This window comes from Hydrocarboniphaga sp. FW305-C-57, from assembly GCF_058783045.1.
Window position 1 is genome coordinate 71,357 of record NZ_JBYSYG010000010.1, and the last position, 17,722, is coordinate 89,078.

At 65.2% G+C, this 17,722-nt stretch carries 15 protein-coding genes; all 15 read left to right on the forward strand.

Annotated features, from left to right (window positions below; translation table 11 throughout):
- Window position 1: 1 nt before the first annotated feature.
- On the forward strand, window positions 2-1,207 hold the full coding sequence (locus AC3WUM_RS18720) for an acetyl-CoA C-acyltransferase (RefSeq protein ID WP_492412101.1): 1,206 nt from the start codon (window positions 2-4) through the stop codon (window positions 1,205-1,207).
- 97 nt (window positions 1,208-1,304) lie between these two features.
- Window positions 1,305-2,414: a WD40/YVTN/BNR-like repeat-containing protein gene (locus AC3WUM_RS18725; protein ID WP_492412102.1), complete on the forward strand. Its 1,110-nt coding sequence runs from the start codon at window positions 1,305-1,307 to the stop codon at window positions 2,412-2,414.
- A complete protein-coding gene (locus AC3WUM_RS18730) occupies window positions 2,411-4,819 on the forward strand; it encodes an efflux RND transporter permease subunit (protein ID WP_492412104.1) in 2,409 nt (802 codons plus the stop codon). The genes AC3WUM_RS18725 and AC3WUM_RS18730 overlap by 4 nt, the downstream gene beginning before the upstream one ends.
- Before the next feature lie 957 nt (window positions 4,820-5,776).
- Entirely contained in the window at window positions 5,777-8,236 is a 2,460-nt protein-coding gene (locus tag AC3WUM_RS18735; protein ID WP_492412106.1) for a CaiB/BaiF CoA transferase family protein, read from the forward strand.
- Window positions 8,233-8,679: a Zn-ribbon domain-containing OB-fold protein gene (locus tag AC3WUM_RS18740; RefSeq protein ID WP_492412108.1), complete on the forward strand. Its 447-nt coding sequence runs from the start codon at window positions 8,233-8,235 to the stop codon at window positions 8,677-8,679. Before AC3WUM_RS18735 ends, AC3WUM_RS18740 begins: the two co-directional genes overlap by 4 nt.
- Window positions 8,676-9,842, forward strand: coding sequence for a thiolase C-terminal domain-containing protein (locus AC3WUM_RS18745; protein ID WP_492412109.1), 1,167 nt, complete (start codon window positions 8,676-8,678; stop codon window positions 9,840-9,842). Before AC3WUM_RS18740 ends, AC3WUM_RS18745 begins: the two co-directional genes overlap by 4 nt.
- 4 nt (window positions 9,843-9,846) lie before the next feature.
- Window positions 9,847-10,842, forward strand: a complete 996-nt coding sequence (locus AC3WUM_RS18750) for an alpha/beta fold hydrolase (protein WP_492412111.1) — start codon at window positions 9,847-9,849, stop codon at window positions 10,840-10,842.
- A 55-nt stretch (window positions 10,843-10,897) separates the two neighbouring features.
- Window positions 10,898-11,206, forward strand: coding sequence for a hypothetical protein (locus AC3WUM_RS18755; protein ID WP_492412113.1), 309 nt, complete (start codon window positions 10,898-10,900; stop codon window positions 11,204-11,206).
- Between the two features lie 21 nt (window positions 11,207-11,227).
- On the forward strand, window positions 11,228-12,724 hold the full coding sequence (locus AC3WUM_RS18760; RefSeq protein ID WP_492412114.1) for a class I adenylate-forming enzyme family protein: 1,497 nt from the start codon (window positions 11,228-11,230) through the stop codon (window positions 12,722-12,724).
- 5 nt (window positions 12,725-12,729) lie between these two features.
- A complete protein-coding gene (locus tag AC3WUM_RS18765) occupies window positions 12,730-13,200 on the forward strand; it encodes an SRPBCC domain-containing protein (protein WP_492412116.1) in 471 nt (156 codons plus the stop codon).
- Window positions 13,201-13,257: 57 nt separating this feature from the next.
- On the forward strand, window positions 13,258-14,040 hold the full coding sequence (locus tag AC3WUM_RS18770; protein WP_492412117.1) for a TetR/AcrR family transcriptional regulator: 783 nt from the start codon (window positions 13,258-13,260) through the stop codon (window positions 14,038-14,040).
- A 14-nt stretch (window positions 14,041-14,054) separates the two neighbouring features.
- Window positions 14,055-15,341, forward strand: coding sequence for a cytochrome P450 (locus AC3WUM_RS18775; protein ID WP_492412119.1), 1,287 nt, complete (start codon window positions 14,055-14,057; stop codon window positions 15,339-15,341).
- Complete coding sequence (locus tag AC3WUM_RS18780; RefSeq protein WP_492412120.1) at window positions 15,341-15,550, forward strand: rubredoxin; 210 nt, start codon at window positions 15,341-15,343, stop codon at window positions 15,548-15,550. The genes AC3WUM_RS18775 and AC3WUM_RS18780 overlap by 1 nt, the downstream gene beginning before the upstream one ends.
- Window positions 15,551-15,766: 216 nt before the next feature.
- Window positions 15,767-16,246, forward strand: coding sequence for a DUF2505 domain-containing protein (locus tag AC3WUM_RS18785; RefSeq protein ID WP_411887269.1), 480 nt, complete (start codon window positions 15,767-15,769; stop codon window positions 16,244-16,246).
- Between the two features lie 103 nt (window positions 16,247-16,349).
- Complete coding sequence (locus tag AC3WUM_RS18790; protein ID WP_492412121.1) at window positions 16,350-17,717, forward strand: DUF1329 domain-containing protein; 1,368 nt, start codon at window positions 16,350-16,352, stop codon at window positions 17,715-17,717.
- Window positions 17,718-17,722 lie beyond the last annotated feature (5 nt).

Consider the following 17,722-nt stretch of genomic DNA (forward strand, 5'->3'; position numbering starts at 1 on the left):
CGTGACCGAAGCCGTCATCGTCTCCGTCGCACGCACCGCCATCGGCAAGGCGTATCGCGGTGCCTTCAACGACACCGAAGCGCCGGTGCTCGGCGGCCATGTGGTGCGCGCACTCGTGCAGCGCTCGGGCGTCGCGCCCGATGAGATCGAAGACCTGCTGATCGGCTGCGCGGCGCAGCAGGGAACCCAGGGCTACAACCTCGGCCGGCTCTGCGCCTACACGGGCGGGCTGCCGGACAGCGTGCCGGGCATGACGCTCGATCGCCAGTGCTCGTCGGGACTCATGACGATCGCGAGCGCAGCCAAGACCATCATGGCCGGCGAGCAGCGCATCATCATCGCCGGTGGCGTCGAATCGATTTCTCTCACGCAGAACGCACACAAGAACAAGTACCGCTCGGTGTCCGAAGCCGCGATCGCGGCCGAGCCGACCGCCTATATCCCGATGATCGAAACCGCCGAACTCGTCGCCGAACGCTACGGCGTGACGCGCGCGGCGCAGGACGAATACGCGTTCCAAAGCCAGCAGCGCACGGCCGCCGCACAGGCCGCGGGCCGCTTCGACGACGAGATCGTGCCGATCAGCGTGGTCAAGCAGCTGTTCGACAAGCAAGGCCAGCCGACCGACAAACAGACCGTCACGCTCGCCCGCGATGAAGGCGCGCGTGCGGATACCACGCTCGAAAGCCTCGCCGCGCTCAAGCCGGTGTGGAAGGACGGGCAATGGGTGAAGCAGGGCCAGCATGTCACCGCGGGCAATGCCTCGCAGCTTTCCGATGGCGCGGCCGCCGTGATGCTCATGAGTGCCGAAGAAGCGCGGCATCGCGGACTGCCAGTGCTCGGCATTTATCGCGGCAGTTCGGTCGCAGGCTGCAGGCCCGACGAAATGGGCATCGGTCCGGTGCTCGCAGTTCCGCGCCTGCTCGAACGCCATGGGCTCGGCGTCGGCGACATCGGGCTATGGGAACTCAACGAAGCCTTCGCGGCGCAGGTGTTGTATTGCCGCGACCAGCTCGGCATTCCGAACGAGCGCCTCAACGTCGATGGCGGTGCGATCGCGATCGGCCATCCGTTCGGCATGAGTGGCGCTCGCATGGTCGGACATGCGCTGATCGAAGGCCGGCGTCGAGGTGTGCGCTACGTGGTCGTGACGATGTGCGTTGGCGGCGGCATGGGTGCGGCCGGCTTGTTCGAGATTCCGCGCTGAGCCCGATGCAGGCGGCGAAACCGCAGCGCCCGGGCGATGCGGCGAAATCAGGACCGAGGCGGCAAGCACCGCAGCGGCAAGGCTGGAGGAAGACGAGATGGCAAGAGCGATGACCGCAGCGATCGAGCAGTACGAGGTGAAAACCCACGCGAGCGTGGGATGGCCGGCGATCGGCTTCGCGCTCGCGGTGCTGTGCGCCGCACTGTATTCGTTTTCGCATCGGCCGATGCCGCCGATGGCGGCTTCGACGGTCCGGCCCGACGGCTTGCTCGTCGCCGGACTCGCCCAGGTCGGCACGCGGGTCGTGGCGGTCGGCGAGCAAGGCAACATCCTGATCGCGGACAAACCCGAAGGCCCCTGGCGCAGCGCGCGGGTCGATCACACGCGTGGATCGTCGCTCACGCAGGTGCTCGCGACTGGCGAGCGCAGCGCGATCGCGGTCGGCCACGATGGCTGGATTCTGCGCAGCGACGATGCCGGCAGCAGTTGGAAGGAAGTGGCTTTCGATGCGGAACAGGGCAGCGTGCTGCTCGGCGTCACCGGCCCCTACGACGGGCGACTGTTCGCTTATGGCGGCTTCGGCGAGCTGCAGGTTTCGGACGATGGCGGCAGCAACTGGCGGCGCGTCTCGCTGAGTGCCGACGAACCAGCAGCCGAAAAGCCCGCCGCTGCGCAGGCCGATCCCGAGGCGTTTCCGTTCGGAGACGATGGTGGCGGCGCCAGCAGCAGTGGCGAAGATCGTCACGTCTACGGCGTTGCGCGCGCGGCCGAGGGCGCGCTCGTGCTCGTCGGCGAACGCGGCCTGCTCATGCGCTCGACCGACAACGGCGACAGCTGGAAGGCGCTGCCTTCGATCTACGCAGGCTCGTTCTTCGGCGTGCTCGCCTTGAATGGCGATGCAATGCTCGCCTACGGCATGCGCGGCCAGGTGTTTCGCAGCGACGATGGCGGAACGCACTGGCGCAAGCTCGCGGTGCCCACGAGCGGCGCGATCTCCGCGGCGACGCTCGCGAAGGACGGCAGCGTACTGCTCGTCGGCGATGCAAACACGGTGCTCAAGTCCACCGATGGCGGCGCGACGTTCGCACGCGTGAGTCCGGACGGCCGCAAGGCGCTCGCGAGCATCGTCGCGCTCGACGATGGCCGCTGGATCACCGGTGGAGAAGCCGGCGTGGTGCTGCATCTGAAGCCAGGAGCTGCGAAGTGAAATTGCTCGAAGGCTTCGTCAACCGCTGCTCCGATCTGTTGATCGCGCATCGCCATCTGCTGTCGGTCGTCTTCATCGTGCTCACCCTCGGTTTCGCCGCGAGCGCGACCCAGCTCAAGCTCGACCCGGGCTTCCTGAAGCTGATTCCGGTCGAGCATCCGTACATGAAGACGATGATGCGCTACCTGCAGAACTTCTCGGGCGCGAACACGATGCTGATCTCGCTGCGCTGGAAAGGCCAGGGCGACATCTACAACCCCGAGTTCATGGAATCGATGCAGAAGGCCACCGATGAGGTGTTCTCGATTCCAGGCATCAACCGCACCAAGGTCTCGTCGATCTTCACGCCCGACGTCTACTACATCGAGATCACCGAAGACGGCTTTCGCGGTGCGCCGGTGGTTCCGGCCGAATTCGCGCGCACGCCCGAGCAGCTCGCGCAGGTTCGCCACAACGTCGAGAACTCCGGCCAGCTCGGCCTGCTCGTCGCCAACGACCTCAAGAGCGCGCTGATCCGCGCCGACCTGCAGGACTACGATCCGAACGACGGCAGCAAGGTCGACTACTGGGAAGTGCAGAAGCGGCTCGAGGCGCTGCGCAAGCAGTTCAACGATCCGAACATCGAAGTCAGCATCATCGGCTTCGCCCAGCTGCTCGCCGACGTGATCCACGGACTGCTCGGCGTGATCGGCTTCTTCCTGCTGGCCTTCGTCATCACGGCTGGACTGCTGTTCTGGTACACACGCTCGCCGAGGATCACGTTCACCGCGCTGACGGTGGCCTTGCTGCCGGTGCTTTGGCTGCTCGGCGCGCTGCCGCTGATCGGCTTCGGCATCGACCCGCTGTCGATCCTCGTACCGTTCCTGATCTTCTCGATCGGCGTGAGCCACGCGGTGCAGATGACCAACGCCTGGCGCACCGAGATCATCGCCGGGGCGACGGCGATCGAGGCCTCGCGCGCCTCGTTCCGCAAACTGTTCGTGCCGGGCTCGGTCGCGCTGCTCACGAACGCGCTCGGCTTCGCGGTGATCATGTTCATCGACATTCCGATCGTGCACGAACTCGGGCTCACGGCCTGTCTCGGCGTGCTGCTCATGATCGTCACGAACAAGATGATCCTGCCGATCATCCTTACGCATATCCGGCTCGAAGCTTCGAGCTGGAAGCAGCCCTGGCGCACTTCGGGCGCCAGCGGCCTGAGCCGGGTCTGGCTCGCGGTCGGCAAATGCGCCGAGGAACGCAGCGCGCTGTACGTGCTCGGCGTCTGCCTGCTGCTCGTCGCCGGCACCAGTGTGCTGTCGCGCGGTCTCGTCGTCGGCGATTCCGGCAGTGGAGCGCCCGAACTTCGCGAGAATTCGCGCTACAACGTCGACGGCCGCACGATCGCAGGCTCCTACGACATCGGCGTCGACGTGCTCAGCGTGATCGTCGAAGCGCCGGATTTCGAAGGCGATTCCTGCCTGCATTATCCGGTCATCAGCCTCGTCGACCGCTTCGATCTTTACATGCGCGGCGTGCCGGGCGTGCGCTCGGTAACGAGCGTCGCGGGCATCGGCAAGCTGGTGATCTCCGCGTTCAACGAAGGCAATCTGCGCTGGCGCGCCTTGCCGCGATCCGAAGTCGGCCTGTCGACCGGCTCGCGCGCATTCGAACCCGCGCTCGGGCTCAACACCGAGGGCTGCCGCGCGATCCAGACCTTGATCTTCATGAACGACCACGAAGGCGCGACGATCGCGCATGCGGTGGCCGAGGTGAAGAAGTTCATCGAGGCGAATCCGGTCGAAGGCGTGACGATGCGCCTGGCCAGCGGCAACGTCGGCGTGATGGCGGCGACCAACGAGGCCGTCGCCGAAGCCGAAGTGAAGATGCTGCTCGCGATCTTCGGCGCGCTGACCCTGCTGTGCCTGCTGACCTTCCGTTCGTGGAAGGCGGCGCTCTGCGTGATCGTGCCGCTGACCATCGTGTCGATCTTCTGCAATGCCTTCATGGCCGTGCTCGGCATCGGGCTCAAGGTCGCGACATTGCCGGTGATCGCGCTCGGCGTCGGCGTCGGCGTGGATTACGGCATCTACCTGTTCGAGCGCGTTCGGCATCACATGGATGCGGGGCTCTGTTTCCGCGAGTCGTTCGCCGAGGCGATGCAGGAGCGCGGCAGCGCGGCGGTGTTCACGGCGATCACGATGTCGGTGGCGGTCGGCACCTGGACGCTGTCGGCCTTGAAGTTGCAATCGGACATGGGGCTGCTGCTGTCGTTCATGTTTCTCTACAACATGCTCGGGGCGATCTGCCTGTTGCCGGCGCTCGGGGCGTGGTTGTTTCGGGATGGGGGGAAGGGGCGGGTGGCTGCGGTGCCGCGGACTGCGGAGGTTTCGGTTCGGCGGGTTTCACGGCAGTCCGTGCCCTGAAATGCGTTGTGTTGGTCCTCTCTCCCGCCTGCGGGAGAGAGTCCCTCGCGTAGCGAGGGGAGAGAGGGGCTTTCTTTGTTTGATGCTCCGCTCGGGGTTTGGCTGAACCCTGAGGGTTTTTGACCTTGCCGGTCGGGCCTTACTTTCTTTGCTCCTGCAAAGAAAGTAAGCAAAGAAAGCAGGCCCCGAAGTCCGCGCCCGTTCGTCGCGTAGCGACGAACGGGTCCCCGGCTGGAGCGACGTGCTCGGGGTCGCTTCGACGCGACATCGTGTCGCGGCGAAGCTCAGCCGGACGTCCTGTCCGGCTGACCCCTGCGCGCGCCACTCCAGCCGGCGCTGCCAGGGGTTGAACATCAACAACTAGCGGCTCGCTTCGCCTCGCCGCTAACAGCTGATGTCGCCATTGCCGTTCCTCTCTCCCGCATGCGGGAGAGAGTCCCTGCGAAGCAGGGGAGAGAGGGGCTTTTGTTGTGGATCGAAGCCAAAGCACCCCCCTCACCCGGTCCTGACGGACCACCCTCTCCCGCGCGCGGGAGAGGGGACTGCAGGAAGTAGTTGCTTCTGCTGTTCGCTTTTCCAGTGCCTTGTGACGCACCGAGCAGCGCAGCGCGCGCAGGGGTCGGCGGACAGGGATGTCCGCCGAGTTTCGTCGCGACAGGATGTCGCGTCGAAACTCTTGCCCCGAGCACGTGAGCAGCGCAGGGGACTTTCGCGTAGCGAAAGTGCGTCACCAGGGTGTGCTTTCTTTGCTTACTTTCTTTGCACAAGCAAAGAAAGTAAGGCCCGACCGGCGAGGTCAAAAGCTCTCAGAGCTCAGCAGGCTCACCGCAAAGCCAAACCAGACAAAGCCAGGCTCGTCCATTTGCAGCAGGCACCTCCACCGCCCGCCGACTACTTTCCCCCAACGCTGGCAAGCCGTCTTGCCACACCACACACCCAACCACGGCAGGTGCAACGATGGCCGGAGTTCTACAAGGCATACGCGTTCTCGACCTGAGCTGGGGCATCGCCGGCCCGATGGCGGCGATGCTGATGGCCGATCACGGCGCCGACGTCACCAAGATCGAGCCTCCGGGCGGCGATCCGTTTCGCGATCAGCTCGGCTACAAGGTCTGGCAGCGCGGCAAGCGCAGTGCCGTACTCGATCTCAAGAACGAGGCCGACAAGCAGAGCTTCCTCGCGCTCGTCAAAGCCGCCGACGTGCTCGTCGAAAGCTATGCGCCGGGCGTGACCGAGCGCCTCGGCATCGATTACGCGACGCTCGCCAAGCTCAATCCGCGCCTCGTCTATTGCTCGATCACGGGCTACGGCCGCGGCACGCAGGACGCAGATCGCCCGGCCTACGACGCGCTCGTCGCCGCGCGCACGGGCCTGCAATGGGAACAGCGCGGCTGGCCCGAAGGCGCCTTGAATCACCTCGCAGGCCGTGACGATCCCTTCCCTGATCTCGATATCCCCTACGACTGGGTACAAGGCGCCGCACGGCCTGGGCCGTTGTTTCCGTCCTCGCACTGGCCGAGCCTCGGCGCGTTCTTCTCGGCGAGCGTCGGCATCAACGCGGCCCTGCGTGCGCGTGAGCACACCGGTCGCGGACAGCATGTCGAGACCTCGCTGCTACAAGGCGCGATGGCCGGTGCGGCCGGCGTCTGGATGCGCGCCGAGAACATCGACGCGCCCGGATTCGATTCGTGGATACTCGGCAGCAAGGCGCCGAAAGGACAGTTTCGTGCGGCCGATGGCGAGTGGATCCACAACTGGGTTCCGAACCCGCGCTTCATCCTGAGCGCTTCGTCCGGGGACCAGCTCGACGCCTCGCCGGACCTGACCGTGCAGAACGATCCGGATCGCTTCGGCACCGGGCCCGAGGAACTGCTCGTGATGTCGCATTACCAGCCGATTCTCGCCGAAGCGATCGCCAAGTTTCCCGCCAAGGATTGGGTCGAAGCGGCCGCCAAGGCCGAGATGACGATGCAGAACGTGCGCTCGGCCGAGGCCTCGCTGGTCGATCCGCTGTTTCTCGCCGACGGCTGCGTGGTCGAGACCACCGATCCCGATCTCGGGCCGCTGCGCACGGTCGGGCAGACGTATCGGCTGAGCGCGAATCCATCCAAACCCGGCGCGCATGCGCCGCGTGTCGGCGAGCACACCGATCAGGTCAAGGCTGAAGCCGCGAAGGCACAGGCCTTGACGGCGAAAACCGCGAAGAATCCCAAGCTCAAGGCGCCGCTCGAAGGCATCGTCGTGCTCGATCTCGGGCTCGCGATCGCCGGGCCTTTCGGCACGCAGCTGCTCAGCGATCTCGGCGCCACGGTCATCAAGATCAATGGGCTCTACGACATGTTCTGGCACCGCGTGCACATCGCCTACATGGCGAACCGCGGCAAGCGCAGCATCACGCTGAACCTCAAGGATCCGCGTGCGATGGAAATCTTCCACAAGCTGCTCGCGAAGGCCGATGTCGTGCATCACAACATGCGCTACGACGCGGCCGAGCGACTGAAGATCGATTACGAGTCTCTCAAGAAGCTCAAGCCCGACCTGATCTATTGCCACACGCGCGGCTTCGAAACCGGCGAGCGTGCGGGCCTGCCAGGCAACGACCAGACCGGCGCCTGCCTGTCGGGCATTCAATACGAAGACGGCGGCATGCACGATGGCGGCAAACCGCTCTGGAGCCTCACGAGCTTCGGCGACACCGGAAACGGATTCCTGTCGGCCGTCGGCGTGATCCAGGCGCTCTACCATCGCGATCGCACGGGCGAAGGGCAGATGGTCGATACCTCGATCATCAACGCGGCCTTGCTCAACACCTCGTATGCGGTCGCAAAGCCCGATGGCAGCGGCTTCGACAGACCGAAGATCGATGGCCAGCAGTACGGCTATTCGGCCGGGCATCGCCTGTACGAGACGAAAAAAGGCTGGCTGTGCCTGGTCGTCGCCAAGCCGGCGCACTGGGAGGCTTTGCTGAAACTCGCGGAACTTGCGGGCGATGCGCGATTCTCGACGGCAGAGTCACGTGCAGGACACGACGCCGAGCTTGCAGCGGCGCTCGCCGGGCGCTTCGCTTCCGACGACGCCAAACAGTGGTTCGGAAAGCTCGACAAGGCCGGCGTTCCGGTCGAGATCGTCTCCGAAGATTTCTCGCTCAAGCTGCACGAGAACGCGGAGTTCCAGCAGCGCCGCTGGGTGACTTCGTATGCGCATCCGCACGTCGGCAAGCTCGACCAGATCGGCCTGCTCGTCGATCTGTCCGACACGCCTGGCGTGATCCAGGGCCGGCCGATGATCGTCGGTGAGCACACGCAGCAGATCCTCGCCGAGCTCGGCTACGACGAGGCGCAGATCAAGCTGCTCGAAGAACAATTCGCCATCGGCTTCGCGGGCATGCCGCGCATGCCACCGAGGAAGGCCGCATGAGCTCCGCTCCCACCGAAACCGAAGCCAAGCCGAACAAACCCATCCGGCTCGCGCCGATCGTCACGCCCGATGCGAAGTTCTTCTGGGATGCGGCCGATCAGGAGCAGTTCCTCGGCCAGCAATGCGGCAGCTGCGAGCGCTTCCGCTTTCCGCCGCGGCCGATGTGCCCTCACTGCCACAGCCTCGAACGCCGCGAAGTGCCGCTGTCCGGGCGCGGCACGGTTTATACCTGGATCCGGCCGCTGCATCCACCGGCCTACGGCTTTCGCGAGCCACCGACGGTCGCCGTGATCGAACTTGAGGAAGGCATCCGCTTCGTCTCCAACGTCGAAGGCATCGCCTTCGAAGACATCACCGCCGGTCTGCCGGTGCAGGTCGCGTTCGTCGAGACCGCGGGCAATCACAAGGTGCCGGTGTTCCGTCCACGGGAGCAGCAACGATGAGCCGCGGTTTCGTTGAGGCCGCGATCGCCGGCATCGGTGCCACCGAGTTCTCGAAGGAATCGGGCCGCAGCGAGCTGCAGCTCGCGGCCGAATGCGCGAAAGCGGCTTGCGACGACGCCGGCATCGATCCGCGCGACATCGACGGCATGCTCACGTTCACGCTCGACAACAGCGACGAAATCACGCTCGCGCGCTGCCTCGGTGTGCGCGATCTTGCGTATACGGCGCGCATTCCGGGCGGCGGCGCGGCTGCGGTCGCGACGATCTACCAGGCGATGGCGCTCGTCAACGCGGGGCTCTGCAAGAACGTGCTGATCTGGCGCGCGATGAACGAGCGCAGCCAGTATCGCTTCGGCCAGAACCAGAGCGGCGGCAGCTACAGCGCAGGCAACGGCACCGGCTCATTGCTCTGGTGCGTACCGTTCGGTGCGATGACGCCCGGAACCTGGGAATCGCTCGCGGCTCAGCGCTACATGCAGCGTTACGGCATCAGGAACGAGGACTTCGGCCGCGTGTCGGTGGTGCAGCGCCAGTATGCGGCACGCAATCCGAAGGCCTGGTTCTACGACAAGCCGATCACGCTCGACGATCACCAGAACGCGCGCTGGATCGTCGAGCCCGTGCTGAGGCTTTACGACTGCTGCCAGGAATCCGACGGTGGGCAGGCGATCCTCGTCACCTTGCTCGAACGCGCACGCGATCTGCGCCAGCCGGCCGTGAAGATCATCGGCGCCTGCCAGTCGATTCCGTACAACGTCGAAGTCATTTCGAACTACTACCACGACGCCGATCTCGCGCTGATGCCCGAGGCCGAAGGCACGGCCAAGCGACTCTATGCGCAAACCGGCTTCAAGCCCGACGACATCCAGGCGGCGATGCTCTACGACGCGTTCACGCCGCAGGTGTTCAAGCAGCTCGAAGCCTTCGGCTTCTGCAAGCGCGGCGAGGCGCGCGATTTCGTCGCCGCCGGCAATCTCGAGCTCGATGGCCGCCTGCCCGTGAACACGAATGGCGGACTCATCGGCGAGGCTTACATCCACGGCATGAACAGCATCGCCGAGATGGTGCGCCAGGTGCGCGGAAGCGCGGTGAACCAGGTCGCCAGGGTCGAGCACGTGCTGGTGTCCTCGGGCATGGCCGGCGCGATCCTCGGGCGCGGCTGATTCGATGTCGTCCGCGGCGCAGGCCTGCACGGCACCGTCTGCCAGACGGCGCACGCTGAGGCTCGACAGCGGCGTCGAGATAGACGGTCGTCCGATGACGATTGCGCTCGAGCTCTGCTGGCCGGAGCACCTGCACGAACCGGCCAGCGTGTTCGTCTGCGTTCCGGGTGGCGGCATGAACCGGCGATTCTTCGACCTGGTGCCCGCCGATGGGGGCGGGGATTTCAGCTTCGCGGCGCAGATGAATTCCCGCGGCTATCTCGTGGTGCTCGTCGATACGCTCGGGGTCGGCGAGAGCGATCGGCCGGATGACGTCTACGCGCTGACGCCCGAGTTGCTGGTTCGCGCGAACGAGCGCGCGGTTTCGGCGCTGCTCGCCGGACTGCGCGACGGCAGCCTGGTCGAAGAGCTGCCGGCCTTGCCGGATCTGCGCAGCATCGGCGTCGGCCATTCGATGGGCGCGTTGCTGACCTGCCTGCAGCAGGCGAAGTTCGGTACGCACGCGGCGCTCGCCGCGCTCGGCTTTTCGACCGCGGGCCTGCCGCAGTACCTGATTCCGCAGGCGCATTCGGCGACGCCGGATTCGCTGCAGGACGACGAACTCGTGCGCCTTGCGCGCCTGCAGTTCGGCGCGGTGCCGAGCGCGATGAAGCGCGGCGAGGCGCCGAGCGATCTGTTCGCCGGAGCCAAGGCCGATCCGCGTGGAATGGCCGCGCTCAAGAGCGCGCTCGCGCCGATGCTGCCGGTGCCCGCGATGCTCGCGATGATGCCCGGCAACGTCGCCCGGGCCTGCGCGAGCATCGGTGTACCGACCTTCATCGGCGTCGGCGATCTCGATCTGACCGGAGCCGCGCATGCGATCCCGGCTGCGTTCACGCGCAGCCACGACGTCACGCTGCAGGTACTCGACCAGGCGGGCCACAGCCATTTCCTGTTCGCGGCACGAGCGCGGCTGTTCGAACGCATCGGCCGCTGGGCCGCCGATGCGGCGCAGGCCTGATCGGGCCGCGATTCACGCCATTCCAGACAACCGATTTCGATATCCGGAGAACACAATGGGGACGTTGCTCAAGGCCGGCAGCCGCTACAAGAGTGCGGTCAGCGAGGTGCAGGTGATGGTCGTGAAAGCGCCGGCCGGAGAACACACGCTGCAATGCGGCGGAGCGGAGATGCTCGCCGCGAACGCGGCCGCCAGCGAAGCGCCCGCAGGCGCCGTCGAGGGCGAGACGCTGATCGGCAAGCGCTACGTCAACGCGGACGAATCGCTGGAACTGCTGTGCACCAAGGGCGGCAAGGGCACGCTCTCGCTCGGTGGCGAGGCGCTCGACATCAAGCAGGCCAAGCAGCTGCCGTCGTCGGACTAACCACCGCATCGAGCGACCCGCATGAACATCGCCACCTTGCTCGACATGTCCGCCGAAGCCTTCGGCGAGCGTATCGCCATCGTCTCGGGCGGCCATCGGCTGAGCTTCGAAGCGCTCAAGCGCAAGGCGCTCGCGGCGGCCGCGTATCTGCGCCAGAGCGGCGCCGAGCGCGTGGCCTTGCTCGACGTCAACAGCCCGGCCGCTGCGGTCGCGCTGTTCGCCGCGGCCTACGCGGGTATTCCGTACGTGCCGCTCAATTACCGGCTCACGCGCGCCGAGATCAATGCGCTGATCCAGCGCATCGCGCCGGCCGTCATCGTCGCCGGTCGCGAGCATGCGCCGCTCGTCGATGCGATCGATGGCGTGCGCGTGATCGATCGCGAAAGCTTTTTGGACTTGCCGGAAGCCGACGCGATCGAGCCCGGCGACGATCCGCGCGCCGTCGCGGTGCAGCTGTTCACGAGCGGAACCACCGGCCAGCCCAAAGCCGCGATCCTGCGCCACGAAAACCTCATGGGCTACATCGTCGGCACGGTCGAGTTCGCGAGCGCGGACGAAGACGACGCGATTCTCGTGACGGTGCCGCCGTACCACATCGCCGGCATTTCGGCGGTGCTGAGCTCGACCTACGCCTGCCGGCGCATGGTGCAGCTCGAAAGCTTCGAGCCTGCCGCCTGGATCACCGCCGTCGAACGCGAGAAGGTCAGCAACGCCTTTGTGGTTCCGACCATGCTGGTTCGCATCGTCGAGCAGTTGCAAGACAGGCCCGTTCCGCTGCAAAGCCTGCGTGCGCTCGCCTACGGCGGAGGCAAGATGCCGCAGACGACGATCGAACGCGCGATGCGCCTGCTGCCCGGCGTGAACTTCACCAATGCTTACGGACTCACCGAAACCAGTTCGACGATCACGGTGCTCGGTCCCGACGATCACCGCGCCGCGATTGCGGCCAGCGAGCCGGCGCTGCGTCGTCGGCTGTCCTCGGTCGGCAGGCCGACCGCGGCGGTCGAGATCGAAATACGCGACGAGCAGGGCGCGGTGCTTGGCCCCGAGCAGGCCGGCCTCGTGTTCGTGCGCGGTCCGCAGGTCTCGGGCGAATACCAGCAGCAGGGCAGCCAGCTCGACGACGGCGGCTGGTTTCCGACGCGGGATCGCGGTTACCTCGACGCCGACGGCTACCTGTTCCTCGATGGCCGGGCCGACGACGTCATCGTTCGCGGAGGCGAGAACATCTCGCCCGGCGAAATCGAGGACGTGCTGCTTTCGCATCCGGCGGTCGCGGACGTGGCCGTCGTCGCGATGCCCGACGAGCAATGGGGCGAGGCGGTCGCGGCGGCCGTGGTGCTGCATGCCGGGGCGCGAGCCGAGGCCGAAGAACTGCAGGCGCTCGTCAAGAGCCGGCTTCGGTCTTCGCGCGTGCCGCAGACGATCGCGTTTCGCGATCAGCTGCCTTACAACGAGCTCGGTAAAGTCCTGCGCAGGCTCGTGCGCGAGCAGTTCGCTCAACCGGTGGAAGTCTGATCACCATGGCCTTTCTGATCGATCGCAAGCTCGAAATCGCGGCACCGGCCTCGGTGGTCTGGGAGGTCATCAGCGATCTGCCGCGCTATCCCGAATGGAATCGCTTCTGCATCGAGGCGCGCTCGACGCTCGAGCCGGGCGATGCCATCGATCTGCATGTGCAGCTGTTCTCCAGGCCGCAGTGGCAGCGCGAGTTCATGACCGATTTCGTCGCGGGTCGCGGCTTCGCCTACAGCATGAAGCCGGTTCCGCTCGGCGCGCTGTCGAGCCGCCGCTCCCATTCCATCGAATCGCTCGACGAGGCGCGCTGCGTCTACGAATCCTGTTTCCGCCTTCAGGGATGGCTCATGCCGCTCGTGCGTAGTGTGCTCGGACGGCGCCTGCGGGCGGGCTTCGCGGTGATGAATGAAGGGGTTCGTCAGCGGGCGGAATTCCTCTGGAACGAGCGTCGCAAGGGTCTGGCGGTTGCCAGCTAGTCCAAGCTGAGTAGGACAGCTGCGCGCCCGTTTGCGAAGCTCATTTGGACACGAGCCATGCCCCGATCTCCGAAAGCCAAGCACACGATGCGCAGCCAAGCGGCCACCGATTCCAAGCCGGCAGGCGAGCCCCGCAAGGGTTCGCGCGTCGGTCGGCCGCCGCGGGTTTCGACACAGGCGATCATCGCGGCGGCGATCGAGATCGGTCTCGAAGGCGTGACGCTCAAGCGCGTCGCCGATCATCTCGGCGTCGCGGTGCCGACGCTCTACAAGCACATCCGCAGCCGCGACGAACTCGTGCGCATGGCCGCTTTCGAGCTCACGCTCAAGCGCCGCGCTCCCGAGCGCGAAGACCTGCACTGGTCCGAGGTCGCGACCGGCTATGCGCTGAGCCTGTACGAATCCTTCGTTGCTGAACCGCAGCTCGTCCACGAGCTCATGAAAGGCACGATGGGCCCGGACATCGAGCTCGATTTTCTCGAGCGCTTTCTCGATGCGATGACGCGCCAGGGCTTCAGTCTCGACGAAGGCATGCAGCTGCATCACGCGGCCGCGATGCTCGCGATCGGTGCTTCGGTGGCCGCCATCTCGGTGATGTCCGCACGAGCGCTCGGCACGCCGATGGATCAGGCTTTGCGCGAGGCCGCCGCCCTGCGCGAGGCCGAAACGCTCAAGCACACGCGCTCGGTGCTCGACACCTATGTCAATGCCGAATCGCGCGACTGGCTGGATTCCCTGCGCCTGATGCTCGAAGGCATCGCGGCGCGCCGTGGCGAGACGCTGCCGAGTTCGCTGCGCACCTTGTCGAGCCCTTCGCCGGGCCGTTCGCCGAAATCATAAGAGGAGTCGCTTTCATGACCGCAGCACCCGCAGCCAGTGGCCGGATCGAGATCGATCGCCGCATGTTCAATCCGTACTCGAAGGATTTCATCCGCCAGCCGCGCGAGACCTGGCAGCGGCTCGTGAAGGAATTCCCGGTGGCCTACCACAAGGATTTGCAGATGTGGATGGTCAACTCGCACGACTACTGCGCGGAGATGCTCAAGAACAACATCTTCACGCCGAATTATCGTGTCTGGGAACATGCGCCGCCGGCCAAGGCCGAAGCCGACAAGAACGACTACGACCGCGTGTTCGACCACTCGCTGTTCACGGTGTCGACGCGCGATCACCTGAAGCTGCGCAAGCTCACGATGCCGGCGTTCTCGCGTCCGGTGATGGGCAAGATCGACGGCAAGATCCGCGACCTCGTGATGGAATGCTTCGATTCGATCCCGGCCGATGCGGAGGAGTTCGACGTCTACTCGACGATCGCCGAGAAGCTGCCGGCGCGCTCGATCGCACGCATGGTCGGCGTGCCGACCGAGATGGAGGAGTTCTTCCACGAATTCGCGGTCAACGTGGTCAAGTCCACGCGCATCAACCTGCCGGCCAAGCAGCGCGACGATGCGATCAACGGCACGCTGCCGGGGCTCAAGTTCTTCCTCGACGAGATCGCCAAGCGCCGCGCGGCCGAGAGCCCGGGCACCGATTTCCTCGGTAGCCTGGTGTCCGCACGCGACGGCAGCGACCAGCTCGACGACTACGACATCGTTTCGATCATTCTCGCGCTGATCACCGCGGGCTCGGATACGGCCACCGATCTGCACACCTACGTGATCCACGGTCTGCTGTCGAACCCCGATCAGTACCAGCTGCTGCGCGCGCAACCCGAACTCATGGAGAACGCGATCATCGAGCTGCTGCGCTGGGGGTCGTTCGGCAAGTTCCCGTTCTTCCGCTTCGCATCCGAGGACCAGGATTTCCACGGCCAGCAGATCAAGAAGGGCCAGGCGGTGATGATCAACCTGCCGTCGGCCTGGCACGATCCGGCCAAGTATCCGGACTGGGACAAGCTCGACATCCGCCGCAACCTCGAAGGCAACCTGGTCTTCGGCGCCGGCGCGCATTTCTGCATCGGCACCTATCTGGTGCGCGTGCAGGGCGGGCTCATGCTGACCGAGTTTATGAAGCGATTCCCGCATGCGGAGCTCGCCAACGGCGACGGCGAGATCGACTACGACTACAACCATCACAACGCGCGCCGCATCACCCGGCTCAAGGTCAAGACCAATCGCCAGGCGCAGCGCAAGGCGGCCTGATGAGCACCGCCGAAGCCGCTGAAAAGTCCGCCACGGACGCACAGATGAAGCGCTGGATCTGCGTGATCTGTGGCTTCATCTACGACGACGCGGTCGGCATGCCCGAACACGGCATCGCCGCTGGCACGCGCTTCGAGGATCTGCCGGACGACTGGATCTGCCCGGAGTGCGGATCGCCGAAGTCGGCGTTCGAGATCTACGAAGAGTGAGTCAACGTACAGCGAATCGAAGGCGCTGATTTTCCCCTCTCCCGCTTGCAGGAGAGGGTGGCGCGTAGCGCCGGGAGAGGGAAGGCCCGAAAGCGTGCTCCCTCACTCATAAGAACCCTCTCTCCCCTCGCTGCGCGAGGGACTCTCTCCCGCAAGCGGGAGAGAGGAACGGCACAAAAAGATCAGGCTTCGCCTAGCGGCGATAGCGGAGGATTGATGACCAAGCATCCGATGAAGACGCGCTATCCGGCGCCGGCGGCGACCGTGCTGCGCATGCTGACCGATCGCGATTTCCATGCGCGCAAGCTCGAGAAGCTCGGCCTTCCGAAGTACGAAATCCTCGATCACGCCTTCGACGGCCAGCAGTTCCGCATTCGCATCGAGCGCCGCGTTCCGGTGACGATGCCGGGCGGCAAGAAGGCCGGCGAAACCACCGTAATCAACGAAGAGCACTGGAATCTCGCCGAGCGCAAGGGCGTGGTGAAAGTCGAGACCAAGGGCATGCCGCTGCAGATGTCCTGCGATTCCTCGATCGCCGAAGACGGTGACGGCTGCATCGTCACGCTCGACTGGTGCATCGAGGCGAAGATTCCCGTCGTCGGCGGACAGTTCGAGAAATTCGTCGTCAACGACATCGAGAGCCGCGCCGCCGACGAAACCCGCGTGGCACTCGAGCTGCTCGAAGACTATCGCTGAAAAGACGGCAAGGCTCGTCCGTTTGCGCTCGTCGATATGGATGAGGCGCGGGGCGAAGCCGGCGCGCAGCATCCTCGCAGAACCGTGCAGGAGGAAAACCATAATGAATCGCAACGCATTCCTGGCCGGCCTGATCGCAAGCGGCTTGAGCCTTCAGGCTTCGATCGTGCAGGCCAAAGTGCCCGAGGCGAAGGCCGCCGAACTCGGTGGCGCCACCTACACCTGTCTGGGCGCCGAGAAGGCTGGCACACCGGGCGGCGTGCCGGCGTATTCGGGCAAGTGGACCGACAACTGGCCCGGCGTGAAGAAGAGCAACAGCTACGAGCCCGGCCCGTATGCGGACGAGAAGCCGCTGTTCACGATCACCGCGCAGAACGCGGACAAGTACGCGGCGAGCCTGACTGCGGGCCAGAAGGCCCTGCTCAAGAAATATCCGCAGACCTTCAAGATGAACGTCTATCCGAGTCATCGTGATTTCGGCTATGGCGAAGGCGTATGCGAAACCGCGAAGAAGAACGCGACGACCGCCGAAGTGATCCACGAGGGCAAGGGCATCACCGGCACCACGGGTTCGATTCCGTTCCCGTTCCCGCAGAGCGGCATCGAGGCGATGTGGAACGTCGTCAACTCGATTCGCCCATGGACCGAAACCGCGGTCTGCGACATCGCCGACGTCTATGCCGACGGCAACATCGCCTGGGGCCGCGCCAAGTTCATGACCATGAACATCGGCAACCAGCCCGGCAAGCCCAAGAGCTTCCAGGAGAAGGTCAACGCCTACTTCTACCAGGGCTTCCAGTTGCCCGAGCGGCAGAAGGGCTTCGTCGCGGTCGGCTATCAGCCGAATGATTTCTCGGCCGACGCGACGCAGAGCTGGCAGTACCAGCCCGGTATCCGACGCGTGCGCCAGGCGCCCGAAGTGGGTTTCGACTATCCGGTTCCGCCCGCGGGACTGCGCACGGTCGACGACGACTACGGCTTCAATGGATCGCCCGAGCGCTACACCTGGAAGCTCGTCGGCAAGAAGGAGTTCTACGTTCCGTACAACAACTTCAAGATCAACGATCCGTCGGTGAAGTACGCCGATCTCGTCAAGCCCAACACGATCAACGGCGACTACGTGCGCTACGAGCTGCATCGCGTCTGGGTGATCGAGGGCACGCTCAAGCAGGGCGTTCGCCACATCTACAGCAAGCGCGAGCTTTACGCCGACGAAGACACCTGGCTCGTCAACTGGGCCGATGCCTACGACAGCCGCGGCCAGCTCTGGCGCGCGAATTACGTGACCTTCCATTACTCGCCGGAATCCAAGACCTATCACCGTGGCGTCTCGGTCTATCACGACCTGACCTCGGGCGTTTACGAGGCCGGCTATCTCGTCAATGAGCGCGGCAAGGACTGGTGGAAGATCAACATACCGCTGACGCCTGCGCAGTTCAGTCCGGACGCGGCCGCGCGCGGCGGTCACTGATCCGC